The 24,340-nt window shown below is 69.4% G+C and carries 24 protein-coding genes and 2 pseudogenes; 13 read left to right on the top strand and 13 right to left on the bottom strand.

The window, feature by feature from the left end:
- Positions 1-10: 10 nt before the first annotated feature.
- Positions 11-148, bottom strand: a pseudogene (locus AB0C16_RS22160) (transposase); the annotation flags it as partial.
- Between the two features lie 52 nt (positions 149-200).
- Positions 201-848 carry a DUF4386 family protein gene (locus tag AB0C16_RS22155; RefSeq protein ID WP_357685733.1) on the bottom strand — a complete coding sequence of 216 codons (648 nt, stop codon included), beginning with the start codon at positions 846-848 and terminating at the stop codon, positions 201-203.
- A 111-nt stretch (positions 849-959) separates the two neighbouring features.
- On the opposite strand from AB0C16_RS22155, the gene AB0C16_RS22150 reads away from it, so the two are divergent.
- From AB0C16_RS22150 to AB0C16_RS22140, 3 genes are all read left to right on the top strand, one after another.
- Complete coding sequence (locus AB0C16_RS22150; RefSeq protein WP_357685731.1) at positions 960-2,105, top strand: sensor histidine kinase; 1,146 nt, start codon at positions 960-962, stop codon at positions 2,103-2,105.
- The gene (locus AB0C16_RS22145; RefSeq protein ID WP_357685728.1) at positions 2,102-2,761 is read left to right on the top strand and encodes a response regulator transcription factor; all 660 of its coding nucleotides are present in this window, start codon (positions 2,102-2,104) and stop codon (positions 2,759-2,761) included. Before AB0C16_RS22150 ends, AB0C16_RS22145 begins: the two co-directional genes overlap by 4 nt.
- A gap of 467 nt (positions 2,762-3,228) precedes the next feature.
- Positions 3,229-6,000: an AAA family ATPase gene (locus AB0C16_RS22140; RefSeq protein ID WP_357685725.1), complete on the top strand. Its 2,772-nt coding sequence runs from the start codon at positions 3,229-3,231 to the stop codon at positions 5,998-6,000.
- Here AB0C16_RS22140 and AB0C16_RS22135 read toward each other — a convergent pair.
- Positions 5,948-6,520: a ferritin-like domain-containing protein gene (locus AB0C16_RS22135; protein WP_355551096.1), complete on the bottom strand. Its 573-nt coding sequence runs from the start codon at positions 6,518-6,520 to the stop codon at positions 5,948-5,950. The two genes, AB0C16_RS22140 and AB0C16_RS22135, sit on opposite strands and share 53 nt — an antisense overlap.
- A 241-nt stretch (positions 6,521-6,761) precedes the next feature.
- On the opposite strand from AB0C16_RS22135, the gene AB0C16_RS22130 reads away from it, so the two are divergent.
- From AB0C16_RS22130 to AB0C16_RS22100, 7 genes are read left to right on the top strand one after another with little or no spacing between them, the layout of a single operon-like run.
- The gene (locus tag AB0C16_RS22130) at positions 6,762-7,067 is read left to right on the top strand and encodes an antibiotic biosynthesis monooxygenase (RefSeq protein ID WP_357685723.1); all 306 of its coding nucleotides are present in this window, start codon (positions 6,762-6,764) and stop codon (positions 7,065-7,067) included.
- Positions 7,068-7,090: 23 nt separating this feature from the next.
- Positions 7,091-8,086 (top strand): alpha/beta hydrolase, encoded by a 996-nt coding sequence (locus AB0C16_RS22125; RefSeq protein WP_357685720.1) that lies wholly within the window; start codon positions 7,091-7,093, stop codon positions 8,084-8,086.
- A complete protein-coding gene (locus AB0C16_RS22120) occupies positions 8,083-8,724 on the top strand; it encodes an SAM-dependent methyltransferase (RefSeq protein ID WP_357685718.1) in 642 nt (213 codons plus the stop codon). Before AB0C16_RS22125 ends, AB0C16_RS22120 begins: the two co-directional genes overlap by 4 nt.
- A 15-nt stretch (positions 8,725-8,739) precedes the next feature.
- On the top strand, positions 8,740-9,996 hold the full coding sequence (locus AB0C16_RS22115) for a low temperature requirement protein A (RefSeq protein ID WP_357685716.1): 1,257 nt from the start codon (positions 8,740-8,742) through the stop codon (positions 9,994-9,996).
- Entirely contained in the window at positions 9,993-10,517 is a 525-nt protein-coding gene (locus AB0C16_RS22110; protein ID WP_357685713.1) for a 2Fe-2S iron-sulfur cluster-binding protein, read from the top strand. Before AB0C16_RS22115 ends, AB0C16_RS22110 begins: the two co-directional genes overlap by 4 nt.
- Positions 10,514-11,503 carry a xanthine dehydrogenase family protein subunit M gene (locus AB0C16_RS22105; RefSeq protein ID WP_357685711.1) on the top strand — a complete coding sequence of 330 codons (990 nt, stop codon included), beginning with the start codon at positions 10,514-10,516 and terminating at the stop codon, positions 11,501-11,503. Before AB0C16_RS22110 ends, AB0C16_RS22105 begins: the two co-directional genes overlap by 4 nt.
- A gap of 23 nt (positions 11,504-11,526) precedes the next feature.
- Entirely contained in the window at positions 11,527-13,587 is a 2,061-nt protein-coding gene (locus tag AB0C16_RS22100) for a xanthine dehydrogenase family protein molybdopterin-binding subunit (RefSeq protein ID WP_357685768.1), read from the top strand.
- 12 nt (positions 13,588-13,599) lie between these two features.
- On the opposite strand, the gene AB0C16_RS22095 is transcribed toward AB0C16_RS22100, so the two are convergent.
- Together AB0C16_RS22095 and AB0C16_RS22090 are read right to left on the bottom strand one after the other, a co-directional pair.
- A complete protein-coding gene (locus AB0C16_RS22095) occupies positions 13,600-14,481 on the bottom strand; it encodes an AraC family transcriptional regulator (RefSeq protein WP_357685709.1) in 882 nt (293 codons plus the stop codon).
- A 164-nt stretch (positions 14,482-14,645) separates the two neighbouring features.
- Complete coding sequence (locus AB0C16_RS22090) at positions 14,646-15,689, bottom strand: DUF5937 family protein (RefSeq protein ID WP_357685707.1); 1,044 nt, start codon at positions 15,687-15,689, stop codon at positions 14,646-14,648.
- 60 nt (positions 15,690-15,749) lie between these two features.
- Here AB0C16_RS22090 and AB0C16_RS22085 point away from each other — a divergent pair, with 60 nt between their 5' ends.
- Positions 15,750-16,967: an MFS transporter gene (locus tag AB0C16_RS22085; RefSeq protein ID WP_357685704.1), complete on the top strand. Its 1,218-nt coding sequence runs from the start codon at positions 15,750-15,752 to the stop codon at positions 16,965-16,967.
- A gap of 40 nt (positions 16,968-17,007) precedes the next feature.
- Here AB0C16_RS22085 and AB0C16_RS22080 read toward each other — a convergent pair whose 3' ends face one another.
- The 8 genes and pseudogenes from AB0C16_RS22080 to AB0C16_RS22045 form a co-directional block, all read right to left on the bottom strand.
- Positions 17,008-17,262, bottom strand: coding sequence for a S1 RNA-binding domain-containing protein (locus tag AB0C16_RS22080; RefSeq protein ID WP_357685702.1), 255 nt, complete (start codon positions 17,260-17,262; stop codon positions 17,008-17,010).
- Complete coding sequence (locus tag AB0C16_RS22075; RefSeq protein ID WP_357685699.1) at positions 17,228-17,665, bottom strand: S1 RNA-binding domain-containing protein; 438 nt, start codon at positions 17,663-17,665, stop codon at positions 17,228-17,230. The genes AB0C16_RS22080 and AB0C16_RS22075 overlap by 35 nt, the downstream gene beginning before the upstream one ends.
- Positions 17,665-18,105 (bottom strand): annotated as a pseudogene (locus AB0C16_RS22070) (TniB family NTP-binding protein); the annotation flags it as partial. The pseudogene AB0C16_RS22070 and the gene AB0C16_RS22075, both read right to left, overlap by 1 nt.
- 20 nt (positions 18,106-18,125) lie before the next feature.
- The gene (locus AB0C16_RS22065; protein WP_357685698.1) at positions 18,126-18,485 is read right to left on the bottom strand and encodes a hypothetical protein; all 360 of its coding nucleotides are present in this window, start codon (positions 18,483-18,485) and stop codon (positions 18,126-18,128) included.
- Between the two features lie 37 nt (positions 18,486-18,522).
- Positions 18,523-20,025 carry an FAD-dependent monooxygenase gene (locus AB0C16_RS22060; protein ID WP_357685696.1) on the bottom strand — a complete coding sequence of 501 codons (1,503 nt, stop codon included), beginning with the start codon at positions 20,023-20,025 and terminating at the stop codon, positions 18,523-18,525.
- An 11-nt stretch (positions 20,026-20,036) separates the two neighbouring features.
- Positions 20,037-20,648, bottom strand: a complete 612-nt coding sequence (locus AB0C16_RS22055; protein WP_357685694.1) for a TetR family transcriptional regulator — start codon at positions 20,646-20,648, stop codon at positions 20,037-20,039.
- A gap of 180 nt (positions 20,649-20,828) precedes the next feature.
- Positions 20,829-21,050 (bottom strand): NucA/NucB deoxyribonuclease domain-containing protein, encoded by a 222-nt coding sequence (locus AB0C16_RS22050; RefSeq protein WP_357685692.1) that lies wholly within the window; start codon positions 21,048-21,050, stop codon positions 20,829-20,831.
- Positions 21,047-21,703 (bottom strand): alpha/beta hydrolase, encoded by a 657-nt coding sequence (locus tag AB0C16_RS22045; protein WP_357685689.1) that lies wholly within the window; start codon positions 21,701-21,703, stop codon positions 21,047-21,049. Before AB0C16_RS22045 ends, AB0C16_RS22050 begins: the two co-directional genes overlap by 4 nt.
- A 711-nt stretch (positions 21,704-22,414) precedes the next feature.
- On the opposite strand from AB0C16_RS22045, the gene AB0C16_RS22040 reads away from it, so the two are divergent.
- Both AB0C16_RS22040 and AB0C16_RS22035 read left to right on the top strand, forming a co-directional pair.
- Positions 22,415-22,582 carry a hypothetical protein gene (locus AB0C16_RS22040; RefSeq protein WP_357685687.1) on the top strand — a complete coding sequence of 56 codons (168 nt, stop codon included), beginning with the start codon at positions 22,415-22,417 and terminating at the stop codon, positions 22,580-22,582.
- 685 nt (positions 22,583-23,267) lie between these two features.
- Positions 23,268-24,269 (top strand): helix-turn-helix domain-containing protein, encoded by a 1,002-nt coding sequence (locus tag AB0C16_RS22035; protein ID WP_357685685.1) that lies wholly within the window; start codon positions 23,268-23,270, stop codon positions 24,267-24,269.
- Positions 24,270-24,340 lie beyond the last annotated feature (71 nt).

Raw genomic sequence — 24,340 nt, 5'->3', positions numbered from 1 at the left:
CTCAAGCGACGTCGAGCGGCCGGTTCTGCCACTCGGCCATCCCCTCCAGCACCTTGTCGGTGATGGTGGAAATCGTCTGCTTGGACACCTCCGCGCCGTACACCTCGGCCAGGCGCACGGAGATCTCCCCGGCGGTCAGTCCCTTGGCGGCCCGGTTTCACGATCAAACAGCCAGGACAGCGAACGCCCAGCTCAGCCAGTCACTGCAAAGACCTGCACCCGTCCTGGCGTGCGGCGAGCAGGCCGGCCGCGAGCCCACTGCAACCGGCAAGGAGCAGCAGCCCGGACAGGTACGTCGCCCACGGGCTGATGCCGCTGCCGACGAACTCCACCGCGAGCCACACCCACAGCACCGGGCCGACCCATCGCGGATGCACGTGCGAACGGAAGTGGGCGATCGACAGCAGCAGCATGCCCACCACGGTGCCGACCACACCGATCATGAGGAACGAGACGATCAGGGCCGACTGCTCCTGCGCGGCGATCAGTTGGGAGTAGGCGTCACGGTGGGCAGGCTCGTCGGCCATCACGACCTGGGTGAGCGTCCAACCGCCGGCTACGGTGTGGCCGAACGCGCCGAGCACCCCGAACACACCACCGGTGATCGTGAGCCGCGGGAACCTCGGCCGCAGCCAGGCGACCAGCCCCACGACCGAGACCGCGAACGGCAGTTGGGACCAGAGGAACATCTGGGCGGCGGCCGACGCGCCCGCACGTGCGTCAGCGATCGTGGCGAGCCACTGCGCCCGGTCATCGGGCAGCTCGGGCTGCAAGGCCATGAAGCCAACGCTGAGCAGGGCAAACGCGAGGAGGCAGACCGCTACGAGGAATCGAAGGTGTCGTGTCATGTGCGACAGTCAAGTCTGAGCGGCCCGTCGCTGTAGTCGGCCGAAAGTGGTCAGCACATGTCAACTCCGGACTGATCTCTTCGACCTCCCCGTCCCCTACAGTTGACCCCCATGGACGTGTGGTGGCGCCGGACCGTCGATGCCGGCCTGTGTCTGACCGTACTGGTCACGGGCCTCACCGAGGTGTGGCTTCCGCTCGGATCGCGGCAGGGCGACGGGGATCCGCTCGCGACGAGCGTGCAGGTGCTGGTCGTCGCGGCTTCGCTGTGGTGGCGACGCACCCACCCGATCCCGACGACCGCCGTGACGATTGCCGGGCTATGCGCCTCGGGCCAGCTTGGGTTCCTGCTGTTCTTCGGGCAGTTCGTGCCGTTCCTGATCGCCGTGTTCTCGGTGGCGCGCCATGGCAAGGGACGCGAACCGTGGATCGGTGCGGCTATGGCCAGCGCGGCCCTCATCTACGCCGACCTGTTCATTGAGCTGCTCGGCGGGTTCAACGAAATGCTGTACCACTGGGGTGTTGTGGGCGTCTGCTTCGCCTTCGGGCGCTGGCAGTCCATCATGGCCCGTCACGCCCAGTCCTCCCAGCGGCGGGCGGTGGCGGCCGAGGTCGCCGCAGCCGAACAGGCGGCACAGGCCGTCATCGAGGAACGCACCCGCATCGCCCGCGAACTGCATGATATCGTCGCACACGCGATGAGCGTGATGGTGGTACAGGCAGGCGCGGCCGAACAGATGGTCACCGACGACCCCGACCGGGTACGCAGTACTCTCGCCACTATCCGACGCACCGGCAACGGCGCCCTCGCTGAAATGCGACGGGTAGTCACCATGCTTCGCGACACCGACGAGGTCGGCCTGCTCTCACCCCAGCCCGGACTGTCGGGCCTGCAGACACTGGTCGACGACGCTCGGAAATCCGGGCTCCCCGTGGAGTTCGCCGTGGCCGGCGCGCCGCGGGCACTGCCCGCCGGCCTCGACCTCGCAGCATTCCGGATCGTGCAGGAGGCGCTGACCAACGCGCGCCGCCACGCCAACGCCGCCACCGAGGTCAGCGTGGGAGTGACATTCAGCACCGACAAGCTGCGCATCGACGTACGTGACGACGGCTGCGGGCGCCCGGGCACCGCTGGAACCGGACACGGCCTGATCGGAATGCGGGAACGCGCGGCGCTGTACGGCGGAACGCTGCAAGCCGCCCCACTACCCGACCGCGGGTTCGCCGTCGCCGCCGTCCTTCCCCTGGAACCGGCATGACCCGCGTGATGATCGTCGACGACCAGGCGCTTCTACGGGAAGGCTTCCGACTCATCCTCGAAAGAAGCGGCCTGGAGGTCGTCGCCGAGGCCAGAGACGGAATCGAAGCCATCACCGCCTGCGCCGAACACCGCCCCGACGTCGTCCTCATGGACGTACGGATGCCTCGGCTGGACGGCATCGAAGCCACCCGGCGGATCGTGGCGCAGCAGCCCGGCGTCCGCGTGATGGCGCTGACCACCTTCGATCTCGATGAGTATGTGTACGGCGCCCTGCGGGCGGGCGCCAGCGGGTTCCTCCTCAAAGACGTCCCTCCCGATGACCTGGTACACGCGGTGCGCGTCGTGGCCCGGGGCGAGGCGATGCTGGCTCCCAAACTCACCCGCCGGTTACTCGACCGGTTCGCCACCGCGCCTTCCACCAGTCCAGCTCCGCTGCCCAACGTGACCGAACGAGAAGCGGCCGTGCTGCGGCAGGTCGCACGAGGCCGATCGAACACCGAGATCGCCAGCGCACTGTTCCTCACCGAGGCCACGGTCAAGACCTATGTCTCCCGTCTGCTGACCAAGCTGAACCTCCGCGACCGCGTGCAACTCGCAGTCCTCGCGTACGAATCAGGCCTCGTCCAAGCCGGCGACCGAGGCTGGGGCGCATAGCCCGTCACATTGGGCTCGTTTCACCTTGAACCCGCAGGTCAGGGGTCTGGTGTGATCGCGGTTGGGTGTACTCGTGCTGCTGGTGCCCGGTAATCATGGCGGGTGATCATCCGTCACGGGCGGGTCAGGTTCTGGGCGAACGGTTCTCCGCACGTTGCGTTGAAAGACGCACGGCGGGTTCGGCGAGAGGTCCGGAGAAACGGGCCGGGAGCGATCCCGACACCGCGCTCCGGGCCTACTCGGCACGGGCTTCGATCGTTAACTTGGGTTATTGGCGCTTCCAGGGCTTTGGCTTGTTCGATTCTCGCTAACTGTTGCCCGATCCTGCCTTCTCGGCCGAAGGAGGCCAATGACGCCGCCATGTCCGCCGCATCGCGGGATATGCTCGCGACGCCTTATGCGACAGCCGTCGTGGTGCGGCGAGTCGGGTCGGGCAGGTAGGACATGGCCGACGCTGTGAGGTGCCTGTGGGCGGCGGTGAACTCTTCGGACGCCGTGCCGAGCTCGACCAGCTCGCCAGTTTTCTCGATGCCGCCCGGCAACGCGGCGACGCGCGGTTGCTCTGGGGTGAGCCCGGGGTGGGCAAATCCGCTCTCATGGCCGCCGTGGCAGAGCTCGCCATCACGGCGGACATGCGGGTTCTGCGAGCGTCAGGGTCGGAGTTCGAGGCGGAAGTCAGTTACTCCTGCCTCAACCAGCTGCTTCTGCCGCTGAACGCCGACATCGAGCGCCTCCCGCCCGGTCTGCGGGAGGTGTTGTCGGTGGCGCTCGGTTTCGGTGTGGGGGCGCCCACGGACGCGCTCCTGGTCTGCAACGCGACGCTCTTGCTCGTCAAGGCGGTAGCCGCCGATGCGCCGCTCGCTCTTCTGGTGGACGATGTGCACTGGATCGACCGGGCCAGCGCCGTCGTCTTGAGCTTCGTCGCCCGCCGCCTGGAGGGTACCCAGGCCGGGCTGCTGGTCTCCGCCAGAACGGGCGCGGCGAGCTTCCTGGATCCGCGGGGACTGACCGAGATGACGGTCCGGCCGCTGGACCATGAGGCGTCCGGGCAGTTGGTCGACGCTGGTTTTCCGGAGATGCCGCCGCGCGTCCGGCGACGGCTGCTCGACCTCGCCCAAGGCAATCCGCTGGCGCTGACTGAGCTGCCGTCCACGCTGCTGGGTGCTGCGCATCACCCGGTGACCCACCTTGAGATGGTTCCGCTCAGCGACAGGCTCCAGGCGATGTTCGCCACGCGGATGGCTGATCTGCCGGAGCCGACCCGCAGGCTGCTACTGCTGGCCACGTTCGAGGGCAACGGCGACATCAGGGTGCTCAGGGCCGCCGTGGGGGCCGGGCACGGCCTGGCCGGCCTCGCCCCGGCCGAGCGGGCGCAGTTGGTACGCGTGGACGACGCCACGGCGCGGATCGCGTTCCGGCACCCGCTGATCCGGTCGGCGATCGTGGCGGTGTCCACCCACGAGGAGCGACGCAGCGCGCACCTCGCTCTCGCCGGAGCGTTGGACGTCGACCAGGAACGCCGCGCGTGGCACCTCGCGGCGGCTGCCATCGGACCGGATGAGACGGTGGCGCAGCTGCTGGAGGACTCGGCGCACCGCGTCATGCTCCGCGGAGACGCCTTCGCCGCGGTCGCGGCGCTGATCCGCGCCGCCGAACTCAGCTCGACCAGCGCGAGCCGTGGCCGGCGGCTCGCCGAGGCCGCCTACATCGGTGCCGAAGCCGGCGGCGCCGTCGAGGACGCCCAGTCGCTCCTGACGGATGCGCGCCGGTCGGACCCTGACTCGGCGGGTTCCCTGCTGGCCGCCAACGCGGCCGCCTTCCTGATGCTCAACGGAGACGGCGATGTGAACACCGCGCACCGCCTCCTGGTGGGAGCCATCGAGACCGGCGACCACGGATTCCGCGCCGACAACCCCGCCCTGATCGAAGCCATGCACACCTTGCTGCTGCTGTGCTGGTACGGCAGCGATCCGGAGTACTGGGAACCGTTCCACCGGGCGCTGCGCAGGCTGAAGCCATCGCCGCCCGACGTGCTCGCACTGGCGAGCAAGACGTTCCCCGACCCCGTACGCACCGCGGCTTCGGCCCGGCCGGCGATCGACGAAATCCTCCGCACCCTCCCCGACGAGGGGGATCCCACGCGCATCATGCGGATCGGTACGGCATCGGTCTACCTGGACCGCCTGGCCGACTGCCGCGAGTCCTCATGGCGCCTGGTCCAGCAGGGGCGGGACGGCGGAGCACCCCGCCGGCACCTCGGCGCCCTGATGCACCTGTGCCTGGACGACTACCTCGTCGGCCGGTGGGACGAGGCCGAGGAACTCGCTTTGGAGGGGCATCGGGTCTGTGACGCCAGCGGCTTCTCGTTCTTCGAATGGTATTTCCTGTACAACAGGGCGATCGTCGCCGCCGGCCGGGGACGTTTCGACGAGGCGTACACACTGGCCGACGAGATCACGCACTGGGCGCTGCCGCGCGGTGTTTCGGCTGCGGCCCTGTTCGCGCATCATCCGCGCGCCCTGGCTGCGCTGGGCCGGGGCGACTACGACGCCGCCTTCCGGCACGCCGCCGCGATGAGCCCGCCCGGCGTCCTGGCCTCGCATGCACCGCACTGCACCTGGGTCATGTTCGACCTGGTCGAGGCGGCGGTGCGAGTCGGACGCACGGTCGAGGCCAGGGCGCACGTAGAGGCGATGCGGGCTGCCGACGTGGCCTCGCTGTCGAGCAGGATGGCGCTGATCCAGGCCGGCGCGGAGGCTCTCGTTCTCGATGACGACGCGGCGATGTCGCGGCTGGAGGCTCTGCTGGCCAGTCCGGCGAGCGAGCGGTGGTTGTTCGACGCGTCGCGGGTACGGCTCGCGTTCGGCGAGAGGCTCCGCCGTGGCCGATCGGCGTCGGAGGCTCGTCGGCAGCTGCTCCTCGCCTGTGACGGGTTCGCCGCCATGGGCGCGGAGCCGTGGCTGGCGCGCACCCGGAGCGAGCTGAGCGCGGCCGGCCACCGGCAGGTTGACGTGCCGTCGGGTGGTCCGACCGCCCTGACTGCGCAGGAGGCTCAGATCGCGCAGCTGGCGGCGAGCGGCCTGAGCAACAAGCAGATCGCCGAGCGCCTGTACCTGTCGCACCGAACGGTCGGCGCGCATCTGTACCGGATCTTCCCCAAGCTTGGCGTCACCTCCCGCGCGGGGCTCAGGGATGCGCTGTCGTCGCATCCCGACGAGTCGCAGCCGCCTGCGCGCTGAGCGCGTCAGCTTGGCTCTCCTTCTCTTCGAGCAGCCGCTCCAGCAGTTGCCGAGTGGTCGGATCGCTGTTCCCGACCCAGCGCACCGCCTCCTGCAGGGTCTGGACGAGGATCCGCGCCGTGAGGAGATCCTGCGTAACGATGCCCGTGAGGTCCCCGTCGGGGAAGGTCTGGAAGGTGACGCACGACCGGGCGGACAGGTGCTGCGGGTCGTAGTCGGCGGCGAAGCCGAGCTGCCAGATCCGCGCCGCGAGCAGCCTGGCCCCACCTCGGTCCTGGTCCGCGCAGGCGTGGAGAAACTCGGAGATCGGCCGGTATGACGGCGCGCGGACGAGGTGCGCATGCTGCTCGTACTGCAACGAGGACACGACCAGGCTCACCAGCAGCACGTTGAGCAGACGCGCGACAGCCGTCAGCTCAGCACGGTTCGACGGGGTCACCGGCCCGTCCTCCAGATCGAACAGGGCACGGTCCCGGACCTCGCGCTTGGACAGCTGCTCTGGACTTGGAAGCCTCGTCACACCCTCGATGGTGAGACACAGAGTCGCACCGAGGCATCTGTCATATGACCTAATCGCCCAGGGGCGCTGGTCCCTGGACAGGCCGTTTTCCAGCGGCGTGACTCCACACACAAGTAGGTCGCCTGCCCCGGTGAAAGGCCGTGAACTCGGAGTCGAATGACTGATGTGGGGCCGCCCGGGCGGCGCCGAAAGTGGGGGGCGAGACAAGCGAACAGCGCACCACAGTGAGGAGGTCGTCCCCATGTCTGTCGGCCATGGATTTCACGCGACGATGACGGCGCAGCCGGGTAAGGGCGACGAACTGGTCCAGCTTCTGCTCAACGCACCGTCACTACCGAACAAGGACTGCGTCGTGTTCCTGGTCAGCCGTTCGTCCGGCAACCGGGACGTCGTGTACGTCACGGAAGGGTGGGTCAGCCGGGAGGCGCACGCGAGGTTCTTCGCCACCCCGCAGGCGCAGGCGTTGGTCGCACGCCTCCAGTCGCTGCTCGCCGGCGAGTCCGAATACGCCGACGCGGTGCCGGTCGGCGGCAAAGCCGCTTTCTGAACCTGAACCAGGAGGAGCTGATCGTGACATTGGCCAGACCCGACCTCGATCCCGAACTGCGGGAGCTTCTTGCGGACATGCCCCTGGTATCCCGGCTCGACCCCGAGATGCTCGCCCAGATGCGCCACCTGTCCGTGACATCGGTGGAACCGTACCTCGAGGGTCGCGCGATCGACCGGCGCGAGGTGACGGTGACCGGCCAAGACGGCGCCCAGATCCCCCTTTCGATCTTCACCCCCGGCCGTTCCACGGCGGCGGCGCCGTGCGTCTACTGGATCCACGGTGGCGGAATGATCATGGGTGACCGGTTCTCGAACATCGACATCCCGCTGGAATGGCTCGAACTGTTCGGCGCCGTCGTGGCCACCGTCGACTACCGGCTGGCACCGGAGGCAACCGGCTCGGCCTTGGTCGAAGACTGCTACCAGGGCCTGCTCTGGATCGCCGAGCACGCTGGCGAGCTCGGTGTCAACCCGGGGCGCATCATCGTCGCGGGGGCCAGCGCCGGCGGTGGTCTCGCTGCCGGGCTCGCCCTTCTGGCGCGTGACCGCGGCGCCCCCGCCATCGCCGCGCAGGTGCTGATCTGTCCCATGCTCGACCATCGCAACATCACCGTCTCCAGCCACCAGTTCTCCGGCGACCCCGGTGTCTGGACCCGCGAGATGAACGAGTTCGGATGGCGATCGGTCCTCGGCCCCCTGGCCGACCAGGCTGTGTCCATCTATGTCTCACCTGCGATCGCCGGCGACCTGTCCGGCCTGCCGACCACCTACATCGACGCCGGCACGGCAGAGGTCTTCCGCGATGAGGACGTCACCTACGCCACCAGGATCTGGGCGGCCGGCGGCCAGGCAGAGCTGCATGTCTGGGCGGGCGGCTTCCACGGATTCGACGCGCTCTACCCCCATGCCCGGATCTCCGCCACCGCCCGCCGTACCCGCAACGACTGGCTCGCCCGCGTCCTGACCCCCGCCTCGCCGGACGAGGCCCTTCAGTCAGCGCAAGGGGCCAACCGATGAGCGCCGTCAACCGTGCCGCGTTCCTGCGAGAGTTCCTCCGGTCCCCCTTCACCGTCGGCGCTGTCGCGCCGAGCGGTGAGCCGTTGGCCGACTTGATCACCTCGCCCATCCCACGCGACGGTGATCCGCTCGTCGTCGAACTCGGCCCCGGTACAGGCGCGTTCACCGGGGCCATCCAGCAGCGGCTCGCCGGCCGCGGCCACCACCTGGCCATCGAGCTCAACCAACGATTCGCGGACCTGCTCGCCGCCCGCTACCCACAGGTCGACGTCTCCGTCGCCGACGCGCGCCACCTGCGTGAGAAGCTGACCGATCGCGGCCTCGACCACGCGGACGTGATCGTGAGCGGGCTGCCCTGGGCGGCCTTCGCGCCGGGCCTGCAGGACGACCTCCTCTGCGCCGTCACCCACGCTCTCGCCCCGCATGGCGTGTTCACCACGTTCGCGTACACCTACACGCGGTGGGCTCCCCCGGCTCGCCGGCTACGGCATTCCTTGGGCGAGCGGTTCGATGAGGTCGTGGTCAGCCGCACGGTGTGGGCCAACGTGCCGCCCGCATTCGTTTACTTCTGCCGAAGGCCCCGCGTCCCGGCGCAGACGCGCCCACTGATCCCCGATGGACGCGCATGCGTCGCATGACCTGGAGGGGTGACCATGGGTGTGAAACGTGGACACGGCAACGTTCGCTCCACCGGTGAGGGCCATCGTGCGACGCCTTTCGAGTTGTTCTTCGACCTGGTCTACGTCTTCGCGATAACGCAGCTCAACGGCTATATGGCCCAGCAGCACAGCGCTCCCGGCGTGCTCCGGGGGCTGCTGATGCTCGCACTGTTGTGGGGCACCTGGTCCGGCTACACCTGGCTGGGCAACCACTCACGAGCCGACCAGGGTCTACCGCGGGCGGGAATGGTCGTCGCGATGACGGCGATGTTCGTCGTCGGCCTGACCATCCCCGAAGCATGGGACGACGAGCCGGGCGGCCTGAACGGCCCTGTGGTGCTGGTGGGCGCCTGCCTGCTGGTCCGCTGGGTGCACCTCGCGGTCTTCGCGGTGGCCGCGACCGGTGACGCCGGGCTGCGACGGCAGATCGCGATCACCTGGCTGCCCATGCTGACGAGCGCGGTTCTGCTGGTGTCCGGGGCGTTGCTCGGGGGCTGGACACAGGTGCTTCTGTTCTCCGTCGCCCTCCTGGTGGACTGGGTCGGCATCTACCTCACGGCTAGGCACGGCCAGTGGCGGCTGCACAGCCCGGCCCACCTGAGCGAGCGTCATGGCCTGTTCGTCATCCTGGCCATCGGCGAGTCGTTCCTGGCCATCGGCGTCGGCGCCGCCGACCGGCCCATGAGCGGGGCCCTGCTGCTCGCCGCCGTCCTCGGCGTCGCCGTCGCGGTGTGCCTGTGGTGGCTGTACTTCGAGGTGGTGGCACGTGCGGCCGAGCACCGGCTCGGGCGGGCACGGGGCGAAACGAGGCTGCGCCTGGCTGTCGAGGCCTACACCTACGGGCACCTGCCTCTCATCGCCGGCATCCTGCTCACCGCCCTGGGTGTGGAGGGCGTGCTCGCACACGCCGGGGACAGCCGGCCGCTGGGCGTGTTCTCCGCGCTCGCTCTCTTCGGTGGCTTCACGCTGTACCTCGTCGGGCATCTGCTGTTCGAGCGCCGCATGCACCACACGCTGAGCCGCCCCCGGCTGCTGACGGTCTGCGCCATCCTCGCGGCCACGCCGGCTGCCGTCGTCCTGCCGCCGCTGGCCGGGCTGGCGGGACTGGTGACCATCCTGATCACTCTGATCGTCGTCGAGACCACCCGGTACGCGCGCGAGCGGGCCAGCCGCGACGCATGCGCCGCCAGCCCCCTGCCATCCGGCCTCACGCGCCCGGGCATGCCGCGCCTGAAGGAAGGAAGACCATGACCAACGACACCCGCAGCGTGATCTCGCTGCGCGTCAACGACGCGACACATCGTTTGTGCCTCGACAATCGCAGGACGCTGCTCGACGCGTTGCGCGAGGACACCGGCCACACCGGGCCGAAGAAGGGCTGCGACCACGGCCAGTGCGGCGCCTGCACCGTGCTGCTGGACGGCAGGCGGGTGCTGTCCTGCCTGACGCTGGCGGTCGCCGCCGAGGGCGCCGAGGTCACAACCGTCGAAGGCCTCGCCGGTGACGGCGAGCTGAGGCCGATCCAGCAGGCTTTCGTACGGCTCGACGGGTTCCAGTGCGGCTACTGCACGTCCGGGCAGCTCTGCTCGGCCGTCGGGATGCTGGCCGAGCACGGGGCGGGCTGGCCCAGCGCGGTCACCGCCGATCTCTGCCCGGACGGCCCGGCGCCGGCGTTGGACGCGGCAGAGGTGCGCGAGCGGATGAGCGGCAACCTGTGCCGCTGCGGCGCATACCCGTCGATCGTGCGCGCGATCCTGGAGGAGGCCCGATGAAGGAGTTCGCCTATCAGCGCGCCTCGGGGATCAGGGAGGCGCTCAGACTGGTCGCCGGGAACGACGACGTCCGCTACCTCGGCGGCGGCACGAACCTCGTCGACCTGATGAAAGCCGGTGTCGAGTCCCCCACCCGGCTGGTGGACGTTCGTTTCCTTCCGCTGGACGGCATCCGGCAGGTACCCGGCGGTGGGCTGGAGATCGGTGCGACGACGACCAACAGCGATCTCGCCGCCCACCCCGAGGTGCGGCGCCGGTATCCGGCGCTGAGCCAGGCAGTGCTGGCGGGCGCGTCAGGCCAGCTGCGCAACATGGCCACGGTGGCAGGGAACCTGTTGCAGCGGACCCGGTGCTCCTACTTTGCCGACCCCTCGCAGCCGTGCAACAAACGCGCCCCCGGCAGCGGATGCTCAGCGATCGCCGGCGCGCACCACAACCACGCCGTCCTCAGCTGGTCGCCGCACTGCGTGGCCACGAACCCGTCGGACATGGCGGTCGCGCTGGCCGCGTTCGACGCGGTCGTGCACTACGAGACGCTCGACGGCGCCGGGGACATCCCACTGGAGGAGTTCTACCTGCCCGTCGGCGACACGCCAGAGCGGGAGACGGCGTTGCCGCCCGGAGCCCTGATCACCGCGGTGCGTCTCCCGGAGTCCGCCATCTCGCCGCTCTCGCGGTATCGGAAGGTCCGCGAGCGCGCGTCGTACGCCTTCACGACCGTGTCCATCGCCGCCGACCTGGACATCCGCGACGGGGTGGTGCGCAGCTCGCGGATCGCCCTCGGCGGGGTCGCGTCACGGTCCTGGCGCGCCAGGACCGCCGAGAGCCTGCTGCTGGACGGCCCCGCCACCGCCGACCGGTTCCGGACGGCCGCCGAAGCCGAACTGGCCGCCGCCGAGCCGTTGCCCGGCAACGCCTACAAGGTGACGCTGGCGCGCAATCTCATCGTGGCCGTCTTGACCGACCTGGCGGCTTCACCGTGCTGAAGGAGATCACCCATGAACGCTGAATCGGGGGCGCGGGGGGGGCCGCGCGGCCCCGCGTCGAGGGCCGAGCCAAGGTCACCGGCGGCGCCCGCTACTCCGCCGACGAGCCGGTGCCGGGCCTGGCCTTCGGCGCAGTCGTCGTCTCCACCATCACCCGCGGGCGCGTCCTCGACATCGACGTCGCGGCCGTTCAGGACATGCCCGGCGTGCTGGGCGTGATCGACCACAGGAATGCGCCCCGGCTCAACCCGGAAGCAGGGCACTTCTTCGGTCCGGACGGAGGGCTGCGACTCCTGCAGGATGACGTGATCCCGCACGCGGGCCGCCCCATCGCCCTCGTGGTGGGCGAGACGCCCGAACAGGCCCGTGCCGCCGCCCAGGCGCTGCCGGTGGTCTATGACGTGCAACCGCATGACACGGAGTTCTTCTTCGGCCACCCGGCGGGCCGTCCGGCATCGGCCCTCTTCGACGGGCCAGTGGACGTCGGCGATGTGGACGCCGAGCTGGCCGCCTCCGCGGTAGTGGTCGACGAGAGGTACGGCACGCCCGAGGAGCACTGCAGCGCCATGGAGCCGCACTCGGCGACCGCCTGGTGGGAGGGAGAACGCCTGCAGATCGTCGACTCCAACCAGGGGCCGTACCAGATCGCCGTCACCCTGGCCACGCTCTTCTGCCTGCCTCCGGAGCGGGTGCGTATCCGTGTCGAGCATGTCGGCGGAGGCTTCGGGTCCAAAGGCATGTGCGGGCCGCAGCTGATCCTGGCCGTGATGGCCGCGACGCGGTTCGGGCGGCCCGTGCGGGTCACGCTCACCCGCGACCAGGTGTTCCTGGCCACCGCGCAGAGGCCGGCCACGGACCAGGTGATCCGGATCGGAGCCGATGCCGATGGGCGCCTGCGGGCGATCGACCACGTGGCCGCGTTCGAGCTGTCCCCGCTCGCGGAGTACATCGAGGGGTGCACCGAGCTCACCAAGACGCTCTACGCGGCGCCCGCGATCCGCACCCGGCTCACGGCGGTCCCGCTCGACATCCTGCCGCCGTACTCCATGCGTGCCCCCGGCGCGGCGCCCGGCTCGTTCGCGCTCGAATCGGCCATGGACGAGCTGGCGGAGCGCCTGGAGATGGACCCGCTCGAGCTCAGGCTGCGCAACGAGCCCGTCGTCGGTCCCGTGTCCGGACTGCCGTTCAGCAGCCGGAATCTGGTCGCGTGCCTGCGTCAAGGCGCACGCCGGTTCGGCTGGGCAGATCGCGACCACCGGCCGCGGATGCGGCGGGAGGGATCCCTGCTCGTCGGCACCGGGCTGGCCGCCACGTCCTTCAGCACCGGGGCGTTCCCCTCGACGGCGTCCATCACGGCCGAGCCGGACGGCACCTTCACCGTGGTCGTCGCCGCCACCGACCTCGGCACGGGCGCCCGCACCGCGCTGACCGCGATCGCCGCCGATGCGCTGGAGGTCGGCGTGGAGAAGATCGGGCTTCGGATCTCCGACAGCGACCTCGGCCCCGCGTGGAGCGCGGGCGGGTCCCGCGGGACCGCGTCCTGGGCGTGGGCGATCACCGAGGCCGCGGCGAAGATGCGCGGCCCGGAACGGCCGGCGACGGTCACGGTCGACACGACGCACCTGCTCGGCGAGCTGCCATCCAGGGAACGACACGCCTACAGCGCCGTCTTCGCCGAGGTCACCGTCGACCCGGCGACCGGTGAGGTGCGCGTGCGGCGACTGCTCGGGCTGTTCGCCGTGGGCCGGGTGATCAACCCGCTCATGGCCCGCAGCCAGGTCATCGGGGGAATGGTCGGCGGGCTGTCCATGGCTCTGCACGAAGAGGGCGTCCGTGACCCGGTCTCGGGGCGGCACGTCAACCCTGACTTCGCCGGCTATCACATCGCCGGACACGCCGACGTTCCCGACATCGAAGCCGAATTCGTGCCTGACCACGAACCCGGCCTCCCCATGGGAGTCAAAGGTGCCGGTGAGATCGGGAACGTCGGCACCGCGGCTGCGATCGCCAACGCTGTCTGGCATGCCACCGGGGTCCGGCAGCGGCAGCTGCCGATCCGTCTCGACCGCGTCTTGGAGGACTGACCACCACGGAACTCAGCTCGTGGCGCGCAGGCGCATGGCGTCCTGGCTGGGGGATGCCCCGAACTGGCGACGGTATTCGCGGCTGAACTGCGACGGACTGTCGTAGCCCACGCGGCGGCCGACAGCGGCGATGTCGGCGGGAGCCGCCGCAAGCTGGAGTCGCGCCTGCTGGAGCCGGATCTGTTTCTGGAACTGGATCGGGCTCATCGCGGTGATTGCATGGAAGTTCCGGTGGAAAGCGGAGACGCTCATCCCCGCCAGCTTGGCCACGTCCTCGACCCGGAACGGCTGCGCGTAGTGGTCACGGATCCACTGAACAGCGCGCGCGATGTGGCTGAGGCTGCTGTCAGGCAGGCCGAACTGGCGGATGACGGGGCCCTGGTCGCTGGTGATGAGCCGCCAGAGAATCTCTCGTTTGATGAGGGGCGCGAGGACGGCGATGTCTTGAGGGCGGTCGAGCAGGCGCACCAGGCGGACGACGGCGTCGAGGAGTTCGGCCGAAGCGGTGCTGACGGCCAGGCCCGGCGGAGCGTCGTCACCGAGCTCCGGGAGGTCGCCGGGAGCCGCCTGCAGCAGTACCTCGGCGACGGTGGCCGGATGCAGGGTCAGCCCGACCCCGAGCCCCGGCAGCTCCGGGCTGGCCTTGGCGAAGTGGACGGTCACCGGCAGGTCGACCGAGGCGACGAGGTACTGCCCCTCCCGGTACTCGTAGACCGTGTCGCCCAACGCGAACCGTTTCACTCCTTGCGCGACCACAGCCAGCACCTTGCCGTAGGTCGTCGGCGTCGGCGGCCGGGGGTGTTCGGCCTTGAAGATCAGCACGTCCTCGATGGAAGTCCTCAGATCAGGCCGAGCATGGCGGTTGAGAAGATCGCGCAATTCGTCGAGGACCATGAGCCCGATCCAAGCAGCACCCGCGGACCGCGACAATCATTGGCGATGAGCACGGACATCGCGCGCGGGGTGGGTCCGCCAGGCCGTTCCAGCCGCCGGCCGGGGACGAGGCAGGGGCGTGGAGTGGATCTTGAAGCGTGTTCCGCAGGCTGAGGGCCTGGTTGTCAGTGGGGGCGGGGTGGGTCGAGGAGTTCGGTGATTCCCGCACGTGGGTACCCGTGACTGCCCGGTATGGGACTTGCGTCGCCGGCAAGTAGTGTCTCGGCGATGGCCGTACGGGCATAGAGCACGTATCTCCCGGTGCGGTGCGCGCTGGCCAGTCCGGCCCTGCGGAGAGCGGTGAGGTGCTGGTTCGCGCCTGGTTCTGACAGGTCGAGGCGGGCGGCCAGTTCCTTGGTCGAGGCGGGCTGGTCGAGTTCGGCCAGCAGTCGGGTGCGGGTCCGGCCGAGCACGGCGGCCAGCGCCTGTGGGGGGTCACACTCGCGGTGCTCCCAGAGCGTCGCGACGCCGCGCGGAGGGTAGCGGATCGTGGGCTGCCAGGGCGGGGTCGTGATGGAGAAGACACGCGGCCAGGCAAATACCGACGGCACCAGCAACAGCCCCAGCCCGCCCAGCGGGCGCACTCCTTCGCAGACCGCCTTCGGCAGGCGCAGCTTCTCTTCCTCCCATGTCACGGCGGTGTCAAGGTCGCTGAGCATGCGCCGCAGGCCACCCTCGGCCAGCAACCTGGCGCGGTAGAGCACATCTCCTTCGAGCAGGGCCCTGATTCGGGGCCAGTAAGGCGCGATGGCCGCTTCCCAGTAGTCGCGGATCTCCTCGGCCAACCGTTCGAGGCCTCCCGCGGGGTCGGCATGGAGCGCTTGGAGTGCTTGGGTGCGTGGGCCGTCCCAGGCGTCCAGACCCTCCTGAACCAGGGGTGCCATCGCCGCCATCGTGGCAAGCTCCACCTCCAGGTCGGGCACGGAGGTCGAGGGCGGCGGGCAGACGAAGCCGACAATCGAGATCGTCGGCACCGGCACCAGGTCGGACAGCAACCGCCAGTCGACATCGGCGAGCCGCCGTCGCACCCGCTCGGCCCAGGGCTTGAGTACGGCATGCGCGGCCGGGTTCTTCACCACCCGCACGCTGGCGACGACCTCCCACAAAGGAGAAACGGCGAAACGGACATTGGCGGCATCTTGTGCGGTGAACGTCAGCTCAAGGCCCATTTGATTCGCTCTCTACTTAATCGATAGCGCGTTGGCCGACTCTTCCATCATCAATGTGGGGTGACAACCGTTGCCGAGACTCCGCTCCTGCGTGACCCCTCCTTCAGAAACCTCTACCTGGCGTCGGCGGTCAGCCAGTTCGGCAGCCAAGTCGGCTACGTGGCGATGCCCCTGCTCGCGGTGACCGCCCTCAACGCGGGGCCCGGCGAAGTGGGACTGCTCAGCGCCCTCACCACCATCACCGTGCTCGTGCTCGGCCTGCCCGCCGGAGCATGGGTGGACCGGGTCAGACGCCGCCCGGTGATGATCGCGACGGACCTGGTTCGCGCTGCGTTCCTGGTGTCGGTAACGGTCACGTGGTGGCTGGACGCTCTCACGATGACCCAGTTGTACGGCGTCGCCATCGTGACGGGAGTCGGCACGCTCTTCTTCGACGTCGCCTCTCAGAGCACGGTCCCGCACCTGGTCGGCCGCGACCGGCTCACCGCCGCCAACTCGGTGCTCGTCGGCACGAACGCGGCGATGGACGTGGGCGGCAGAAGCACCGCCGGAGTGTTGGTGGCCATCGCAGGCGCGCCAGCGGCGATCCTGCTCAACGCGCTCACCTACCTGTGGTCGGCCGTGTGGCTACGCCGGATCAGTAAGCCCGAACCCGCGCCCGCCCCCGTACCCGGCGAGCGACTCGGACGGCAGATCGGCGAGGGGGTGCGATTCCTCTTCGGCAACCGGGTCCTCGTCGCCATCGCGACACAAGGCGGCATGACGAACCTCGCGTTCCCGCTCTGCTCGACGCTGCTGCCCGTGCTACTCGTCAACGAGCTCGGACATCCCGCCTGGGTGCTTGGGGTCTACCTTGCCATCGGTGGGCTGGGTGTGCTGGCCGGTTCCTCGACGGCTCACCTGATCGGCCGCCGGTTCGGCCGCGGGCGTGCCGTGTGGATCGTCGGTGTGGCCACTGCGCCGTTCGCGCTCCTGGTGCCGTTCGTCGGCTGGAGCGTCTGGATCTCGGCGGCCGCATGGAGCATCCTGTGCTTCCGGACAGGGGTGAACAACGTGCTGCTCGTCAGCTTCAGGCAGAAGGTCACACCCGACCCGATGCTCGGTCGGATGAACGCCACCATGCGCCTGATCCTGATGGGCGCCGTCGGCGTCGGTGGTCTGCTGGCGGGCCTCCTCGGCGAGGTCTGGGGCATCGGGACGGCAATGTGGACAGGCGCAGCGATCATGGCGCTCAGCTGGATACCGATCTGGCTCAGCCCACTCCGCCACGAGGTCTGATTCAGGCCGTCACCGCCCGTCTCCGAACAGGCCTCTCGGTTCAAGTTGCGCGCGGGTCGTGTTCGACGAACACCCCAAACGGGACAATCTTGGTGACGGTGCCCGAGAACCGGTGTCCCACCCCGACATTGTCAGCGAACGACTGGAACGGATCCGGCTGCAAGGCACGGAGGGAGAGCCTGGCTTCGCCGTTGGTGGTGTCGAAGGCGAGCACTTCGCCGCGGACTCGCTGCCCGGTACGGACGACGTCGCCCACGTGCTCAAAGCGCTTCCAGGACAGTTCGGGGATCGTCACGAACCCGACGCCGGCGTAGGTGGGGTGCAGTGGGCCTTCGTCCAGGGCGACCGAACACACCGAAGTTCTGGATGTCGGCGACCCGGCCGGTGAGCACGTCCCCTGCACGCAGCCCCTTCAAGAACGTCCAGAGCTCCGGCTGCTCGGCCGCCGCCGAGGACAGCCAGATCCGCCCGGCGGCCGTATCGACGGAGACGACTTCAGCGGTGACGCGCTGCCCAACCCTGACCGCATCGGCCCGGCTTCCACGCCAGGGAAAGTCGCTGATGTGCGCGGGCATCGATGCGAGGTTTCCGTCGAGCCGTATCCGTGGCCCGAACGCCCGTTCGTCCTCCACGACCGTTCCCGAGACGACCTCGCCGACGGCCACCGCGTCCCCCGATCCAGCGGCCTCGGTGAGCAACGCACACCGGTCTGCGGCAGCAGCCGCACCGCGAGCTGCTCCAGTTCCGCCAGTCGCCGGCGGGGTCGCAGCGGTGCGCCAAGCGCGGTCAGCAGCGCGGTGTAGAAGCGCGCCACGCGCGGGTCGGAGGGCATCTGCACCATCAGCACCGGGATCTCCTCGGCGTCCGGGTGCGAGATCGGCGGGTGGGAGCGCCGGAACTTCTCCACGATCATCGACTTGCCGTTGTTGGTCGGCCCGATCACCAGCAGGTTCGGCATCCGTTGCTTGGCCGGCCAGGTCAGCAGCTTCTGCAGCCGGGCCTGTGCCTGCGCGGCGCGGGTGCAGCCGATCCACCGATCCGCCCGCACCCGTGCCAGCCTCTCGGAGGCCGGCAGCCGCGCCACCAGCCGGGCAGTCTCATGCAGATGAGACAACTCCTCTGGCGAGCCCGGCTCCAGCTCGACGTCCGGCTCTCTGCTCACCACTGCTCGATCACCTCGAACGGACGCACCGGCTCCCCGCCCGCCGGACCCTCCGCCGCCGGCGGCGGTAGTGGCGCAGGTGGGGTCCGTCGCGTGGCGGGAGTCGCGGAGCGGCGCTCGACCTCCCGGCGGGCCCGGCGGGTCTTGGCCGCCGCGGTGTCGGTGATCTGCCGCATCTGCTCCACCATGGCGAACAGGGCGTTCTCATCGACCTGGGCGCGGCCGCTCTCCCGCAGCCAGGTGATCGCGGCGCGCTGCTCCCACACGCTGATCGGCGGGCGCGACGGCGTCCGGTACGGCACCGGCAGGTAGGCGTGCCCGTCGGGGTCCAGCACCCCGGCCTGGGGGATCAGCATGGCCAGCGCCTGAGCCCCGACGCCTGAGCCCCGGCCCTCACGCCGTTTCGAGCTCCTCCGCGAACCAGGTCTCCAGGGCCCGCGCCAGCGACCCGTCCGGCGTGCCCGCCCAGGCCACGTAGCCGTCGGGCCGCACCAGCACGGACTCGGGCCCGTCGAACGGCACGACGTCCACCCGCCCGTGGCGCACCCGCAGGCCGCCCGTCACGTCGAGCAACACGGGCCGCGCCCGGCCTACCGGCCCGGCGGGCAACCCAGCAGGCCCAGCGGGCGATGCGGCGGACCCGGCGGGCACTTCGGCGGGCAGCTCGGGCAGGAAGCGGCCGAGCAGCGGGTGCGGCGGGCCGGGCATCGGGTAGGCCAGGTCCGATCCGGCCACGAGGGAGGCCACGCGGCGGCGGGCGGGCTCGTCGCCCAGCAGCTCGCCGAACACCTCGCGCAGTGCGGTGACCTCCGGCCCCGGCGCGGCCAGCGCGAGCTGGGCCTGGGAGTGCATGGCGACCCGCCCGGCGGCCGGGCGGCGCTCGGCGTCATAGGTGTCCAGCAGCCCGGGCGGCGCCCAGCCGCGCACCTCGGCGGCCAGCTTCCAGGCCAGGTTGACGACGTCCTGGAGGCCCAGGTTGAGGCCGGGCGCGCCCATGGCGGAGTGCACGTGGGCGGCGTCGCCCGCGACGAACACCCGGCCCGCGCGGTAGCGGTCGGCCACCCGGGTGTCGCGGCCGTTCAGCCTCCTGAGCAGGTGGGGCCCGGGGCCCTGCGGCGCCGCCAGCGGCAGGTCCCGCCCGAGGACGCGGGCCAGGCTCCCGCGCAGCTCCGCAACGGTCATCGGCACGTCGTCGCCGGGCGCGCCGGCCTCCCACTCCATCGAGGCGACGGTCAGCATGTCGCCACCGGCCGGCATGATCGCATACGCGCCGCGCTCGGTCCGGTGCCAGGCGTACAGGACGAACGTGCCCGCTCCCGGCACCTCCAGCTCGGCCCGCTCGGGCCTGATCACCGCGCCCGGCACGGTGACATGCGCGGTCCTGCTCACGACGTCGGTCGCGTGCACGCCGGGGAAGCCGATGCCGGCCAGCTTCCTGACCCTGCTGTGCGCGCCGTCGCAGCCCACCAGGTAGCGGGTGCGCAGCTCGTAGGCGCCGTCCGGCCCGGCCAGCGCGAGGCTCACGCCCTCGGCGTCCTGGGCGAAGCCGGCCAGCTCGTGCCTGCGCCTGATCTCCACGCCCAGCTCCAGCGCGCGCCGCTCCAGCAGCTCCTCCAGGTCGGGCTGCCTGATCCCCATCCCGTGGAGCGGGTTGTCGTCGATCTCGGTCAGGTCCAGCGGCATCGCGCCGAAGATGAACATGGGCATGGGCGCCTCCTGGTCGGCCAGGCCGCGCCCGCGCAGCAGCCTGACGACCTGGCCGACGATCCCGTTGGCCTTGGGCTGGTCGCTGCGCCTGGGCAGGCGCTCGACCACGATGGGCCGGACCCCGGCCAGGCTCAGCTCGCAGGCCAGCATGAGCCCGTTGGGGCCGCCGCCGGCGATGACGATGTCCATGGACGATCTCCTCATCGTGAAGGGTCGGGCAGTCCCGCGGCCAGCGCGCGCAGGCAGTCGCGCAACAGCGGCACGAGCGGGACCGGAGGGTCGGTGCGCAGCCAGTGCGCGACGCCGGTCTGCACGGCGGCGATCGCGGTGACGGCGACCAGGCGGGGATAGGGATCACGGTCGGGATCGGTGCCCGTACGCTCGCCCACGGCCGCGGCCAGCTCGCCGTCGGCCGCGAACGCCACCCGCAGCGCCTCCGCCCGCAGCGCCGGCTCGTCATTCAGCATGCGGATGCTCGCCAGCAGCTCGGGGGACGGAGGTGTGTCGGTGGTGCCCGCGTGCTGCGCCCACGGCCGCACCATGGCCTCCGTCATGGCCTCCCAGAAGGGCTCACCGGGCGGCCGGGCGCGCAGCTCCGCCACGGACGCGCGGACGCGGTCGGTGTGACGGGCGGTGATCGCCTCGTATTTGCTGGCGAAGTAGTTGTTGTACGTCCTGGGCGAGACCCCGGCCTCGGCCGCGATGTCCTCGACCCGCACGTTCTCCAGCCCTCGCGCCAGAGCCAGCCGGAGGGCGGCCGTCATCAGCGCGTCGCGCGTGGCCTGCTTCTTCCGCTCTCTCAGTCCGCTCATTGGTGCGAACCTAGCGCAATTATTGCGTGATCAGCAAATTTTCAGACCACGCATTTTTCAGCCATAGGATCTCACGGCAAAACGGGCACGAAGGGAGGGGCCATGGGCACCCTCCCTTCATCATGGTCACCGTGAAAAGCGGCTAGTCTACGATCGCCACCCAGAAGGGGTTTTTCGAGCCTACGCGGTAATGCGCGTAGAAGGCCCCAGGGCATCCCCTTGGGCGCGGTTCTGTTTGGCGCTCACCGCACGCAGGGAGTAGTGGCCGTTCGCGGAGGCCGCTCCTTGCTTGGTCGTGGCGAAGGGGTACTCGTCGCAGTTCATCCAGCCTGCCGGCGCAGGATAGTCGGGCTGGGTCTGCGCCGGATATTTCCCGGAGAAGTAGGATCTCCGGGCGATCACGGCAGGAGCTGGACCAGATAGTCGGCCAGCTCGCGCGGCCGCGACAGCATCACCATGTGGCTGCCGGGCATCTCGTCCGGAATGATGCCGAGTCGCTCCTTCACATGGCGGCGCACGAAGTCAGGGATAAAGCAGCGGTCGTCGCGACAGAGCAGGTACCTCGTCGGAACGTCCGGCCAGGCGTCCAGCGGCCAGGGCTCGCGACCCGCCCGGTCCATGCTCATGTTCTCGGCGAGCGCGCCGTCGTGGGCCAGCACCCGCTCAGCCAGCTCACGCGGAACGTCGTGCAGGTAGAGCTCGTAGTCGTCATCGATGCCGGACGAGGGCCGGCCGCTGCGTTCCCACCAGTCGTCCGGCGTCTCGCCAGGACTCGGGATCATGGCGGTCACCAGCACAAGCGCGGCGGCTTTGGCACGCGCGCAGACGAGCGGGCCCACGAAGCCGCCCCACGAATGAGCCACCACGACGAGGTCTTGGCGCTCGCCGGCCGCCTGGACGACAGCATCTGCGTAGTCCCACAGTCCCGCCTGCGGGTCGGACATGGGCAGGTCCACCGCGACCGTGTCATGCCCACGGCCGCGAAGCTCGGCTCCGAGCAAGTGCCAGTCGAAGGCACTCCCGCCGGCGCCGTGAATGAGTGCGAAGGTTGTCATGATGGTGGTGACCGGCGGCGGCGCTGAAACTCATCGGCGAGCACATGTGCCAGGACCGCAATACGCCGGATAACCGCTCCGAGGCCCACGCCACGGCGATCGCCGGCGGCCCACCTCTCCCTTCCGAAACGCGCCAGGTCCTCACCATTCATCGTCATCGCCGGTTCCCTTCGGCTGGGTGAGGCCAGGAGCCCGTGGTTGTCTGTGTATACGCCCGCGTCCGTGGGCGCCAGTGGTTGTGCTTCACCGGGGTGCCGATGTCATGACCGCAAGCCGTCATGTCCGTCGGATTGGATCTTCGACGCCGTGAAACACCGACGCTACCGAGCGCGACCGCTTGGGCGGCAGCAGATAGTGAGAAGACTGTCACTCAGAGAGGATGGCGCGGAAATGCGCCGGCCGCTGATCGGTTCGACGCAGACCGGCGGGATCAGGCCGTCCTTTGAGCTGACGATGAGGGAGATTTCCGAATGCCAGCAGAAGACGCACCGTCGCGTACCGGCAGAACCGGCCCGGGTACGACACCGAGAGCCTGTGGACGTCGATCTGCCCATCCCCCGAGCCAGAGCCGCGCGACCTGCTCGTCCGGGTGGCGGCCGTCGCGGTGAATCCCGTGGACTACGAGGTGCGGGGGAACACCGACCCCCGGCGGCAAGCCTAAGGTGCTCGGCTGGGACGCCTCATCGGCCTCTAGCGATCGGTGGCTGGGGGTTGCTCATCATCCCGATCAGCGCACCCGCCGTCATCTGGCTGGCCCTGCGCGACCGCGCGGGCCGATCGGTCATCGTCTTGTACGACGTCAACGAAGCGGTCCATGCGGCCGCGCGTCTGCAGGAGCAGCAAGATCGAAACAAGGCGAGATGCGTGCATGTTCACTGACATTACCTGTCAGTGATCCTGTCCTACCGTCTCGCGCATGAATGACTTCGACTTCCTCGCCGGCGCCTGGGACGTGGCCAACCGGCGACTCGTCAAGCGGCTCGCGGGCAGCGACGAGTTCCCCGGGCCGGTCGGTCATCACCCGCGCCTTCGACGGCGCCGCCGACTTCGACAAGATTGTCTTCCCGACCAAGGGCTACTCCGGGCTGACGCAACTCCTCGTCCTGCCACGGATTCATAGGATCATAGAGTTCGATATAAGCCTGTCGAGCCCGCAAAATTCTTCTGAGTCCCTTTCCAGAAGCTCTTAGGGACGTCACGACCAGCCTCGTCCCCGCCCGGCACGACGTTCACTCGGCGGGCTTCTGCTTCATCCCACTCAGGGTTCCATTCGACGATTATCGAGGGGTCAATGAGGATGACTCCGAAGCATTCCCGGCCGTCGCAGACGATGGGCCCTCCGAATGGCGTTCCTACCGCAGGGACCTACGCAATAGCAGCCTTCGCCGCCGCTGCCTACCAGGATGAGGCGGTTGGACGTAACTGTCTGCGAGGGTTTATTTGGCGTAGCCGGGCTCCTCAGGTGCGCCTTCCCGACCGACGTCCGCGCGTCGGCTTATCTCGAAACCTTCAACGGATAATCCGGAGGTATGCCCCTTCCCGGCAGACTCACAGGTTTCAAGCATTGCTCGAGAATCTGATTCAGAGGTGCGGTTTGCAGGTCTCCGAGTTCAATATTGAGACGCTCGCCTCAGGAGAGCGCATTGGGTACTGGCAAGAGGTGAAACCTCTATTCCAGGCCCCAGTCTTGGTCCACAGCGACAAGGAGGGCGGCTTCCGCATCCGCGGCCGACGGGTGGACATGGGGCGCCTGCAGGTTTATGCGCTGGCACACGATTCGGTTCAGGTGTGCAGGCCCCCGGCGCTGATCCAGCGGAACGACCCGGAGGAATTCGTGGTCACGCTCATCCTCGTCGGGGATGCGGCGCTGCGCCAAGCCGGGCGCGAGGCCATCTTCGGCACGGGCGAGTTCGCTTTGTTCGACACATCCCGGCCCTTTGACGGCTGGCGCAGGTGCGCGCGAGAGAGCACCTCGACCCTGGTCGTCCAGATCCCCCGGCGGGCGCTTCCTATCCTCTCGGACGCGGCTGACCGGATCACCGCCGTTCCCTTCTCTGCGAGGCGGGGCTTGGGGGCCGTCTTCGCGCGGTGGCTGACCGACCTCGTCGAAAAAGCCGAGGAGTTCGACTCCCAGGACGCCCCCTGTCTGGCCTCGCTCACCACCGACCTGCTCACCGCCGTCCTGGCACAGCACCTGGACAGTGCCTCGGCGCAAACGCCCGAAGCGCAGCGAGACCTGCTCCGGCTGCGGATCCGTGACTTCATCCAACAGCAACTGGGCGACCCGCGCCTGTCCCCGGCCACCATAGCCAGCACCCACCAGATCTCGGTACGGCATCTGCACGACCTCTTCACCGAGAACGAGATGACGGTGTCGGCGTGGATCCGGCACCTCCGGCTGGAACACTGCCGTCAGGATCTGGCCGACCCCCGGCTCCGCTCCTACCCCGTTCACGCGATCGCCCGCAAATGGGGGTTCACCAGTTCGGCGCACTTCAGCCGTGCCTTCCGCGCCACCTACGGAACACCGCCCAGTCAGTACCGCCACATTCACGACAGCCGGTGAGAGCCTCGCTCTCCGCCGGCACCGATCTCACAACCGCCCATCGCCCCCGGTGACCTCGTCCGTGCTCTGCC

Origin of the sequence: Nonomuraea sp. NPDC048916 (assembly GCF_040649575.1) — a bacterium.
Lineage (GTDB): Bacteria > Actinomycetota > Actinomycetes > Streptosporangiales > Streptosporangiaceae > Nonomuraea.
The sequence above is the reverse complement of the archived record's forward strand: the minus strand, read 5'-3'. Positions and strand labels throughout refer to the sequence as shown.

What these genes read in the sequence shown, in the direction of transcription:
- AB0C16_RS22155 (WP_357685733.1), bottom strand. Translation starts at nt 848, where the DNA reads ATGACACGACACCTTCGATTCCTCGTAGCGGTCTGCCTCCTCGCGTTT.
- AB0C16_RS22150 (WP_357685731.1), top strand. Translation starts at nt 960, where the DNA reads ATGGACGTGTGGTGGCGCCGGACCGTCGATGCCGGCCTGTGTCTGACC.
- AB0C16_RS22145 (WP_357685728.1), top strand. Translation starts at nt 2,102, where the DNA reads ATGACCCGCGTGATGATCGTCGACGACCAGGCGCTTCTACGGGAAGGC.
- AB0C16_RS22130 (WP_357685723.1), top strand. Translation starts at nt 6,762, where the DNA reads ATGTCTGTCGGCCATGGATTTCACGCGACGATGACGGCGCAGCCGGGT.
- AB0C16_RS22120 (WP_357685718.1), top strand. Translation starts at nt 8,083, where the DNA reads ATGAGCGCCGTCAACCGTGCCGCGTTCCTGCGAGAGTTCCTCCGGTCC.
- AB0C16_RS22115 (WP_357685716.1), top strand. Translation starts at nt 8,740, where the DNA reads ATGGGTGTGAAACGTGGACACGGCAACGTTCGCTCCACCGGTGAGGGC.
- AB0C16_RS22110 (WP_357685713.1), top strand. Translation starts at nt 9,993, where the DNA reads ATGACCAACGACACCCGCAGCGTGATCTCGCTGCGCGTCAACGACGCG.
- AB0C16_RS22105 (WP_357685711.1), top strand. Translation starts at nt 10,514, where the DNA reads ATGAAGGAGTTCGCCTATCAGCGCGCCTCGGGGATCAGGGAGGCGCTC.
- AB0C16_RS22095 (WP_357685709.1), bottom strand. Translation starts at nt 14,481, where the DNA reads ATGGTCCTCGACGAATTGCGCGATCTTCTCAACCGCCATGCTCGGCCT.
- AB0C16_RS22090 (WP_357685707.1), bottom strand. Translation starts at nt 15,689, where the DNA reads ATGGGCCTTGAGCTGACGTTCACCGCACAAGATGCCGCCAATGTCCGT.
- AB0C16_RS22065 (WP_357685698.1), bottom strand. Translation starts at nt 18,485, where the DNA reads ATGCTGATCCCCCAGGCCGGGGTGCTGGACCCCGACGGGCACGCCTAC.
- AB0C16_RS22060 (WP_357685696.1), bottom strand. Translation starts at nt 20,025, where the DNA reads ATGGACATCGTCATCGCCGGCGGCGGCCCCAACGGGCTCATGCTGGCC.
- AB0C16_RS22055 (WP_357685694.1), bottom strand. Translation starts at nt 20,648, where the DNA reads ATGAGCGGACTGAGAGAGCGGAAGAAGCAGGCCACGCGCGACGCGCTG.
- AB0C16_RS22045 (WP_357685689.1), bottom strand. Translation starts at nt 21,703, where the DNA reads ATGACAACCTTCGCACTCATTCACGGCGCCGGCGGGAGTGCCTTCGAC.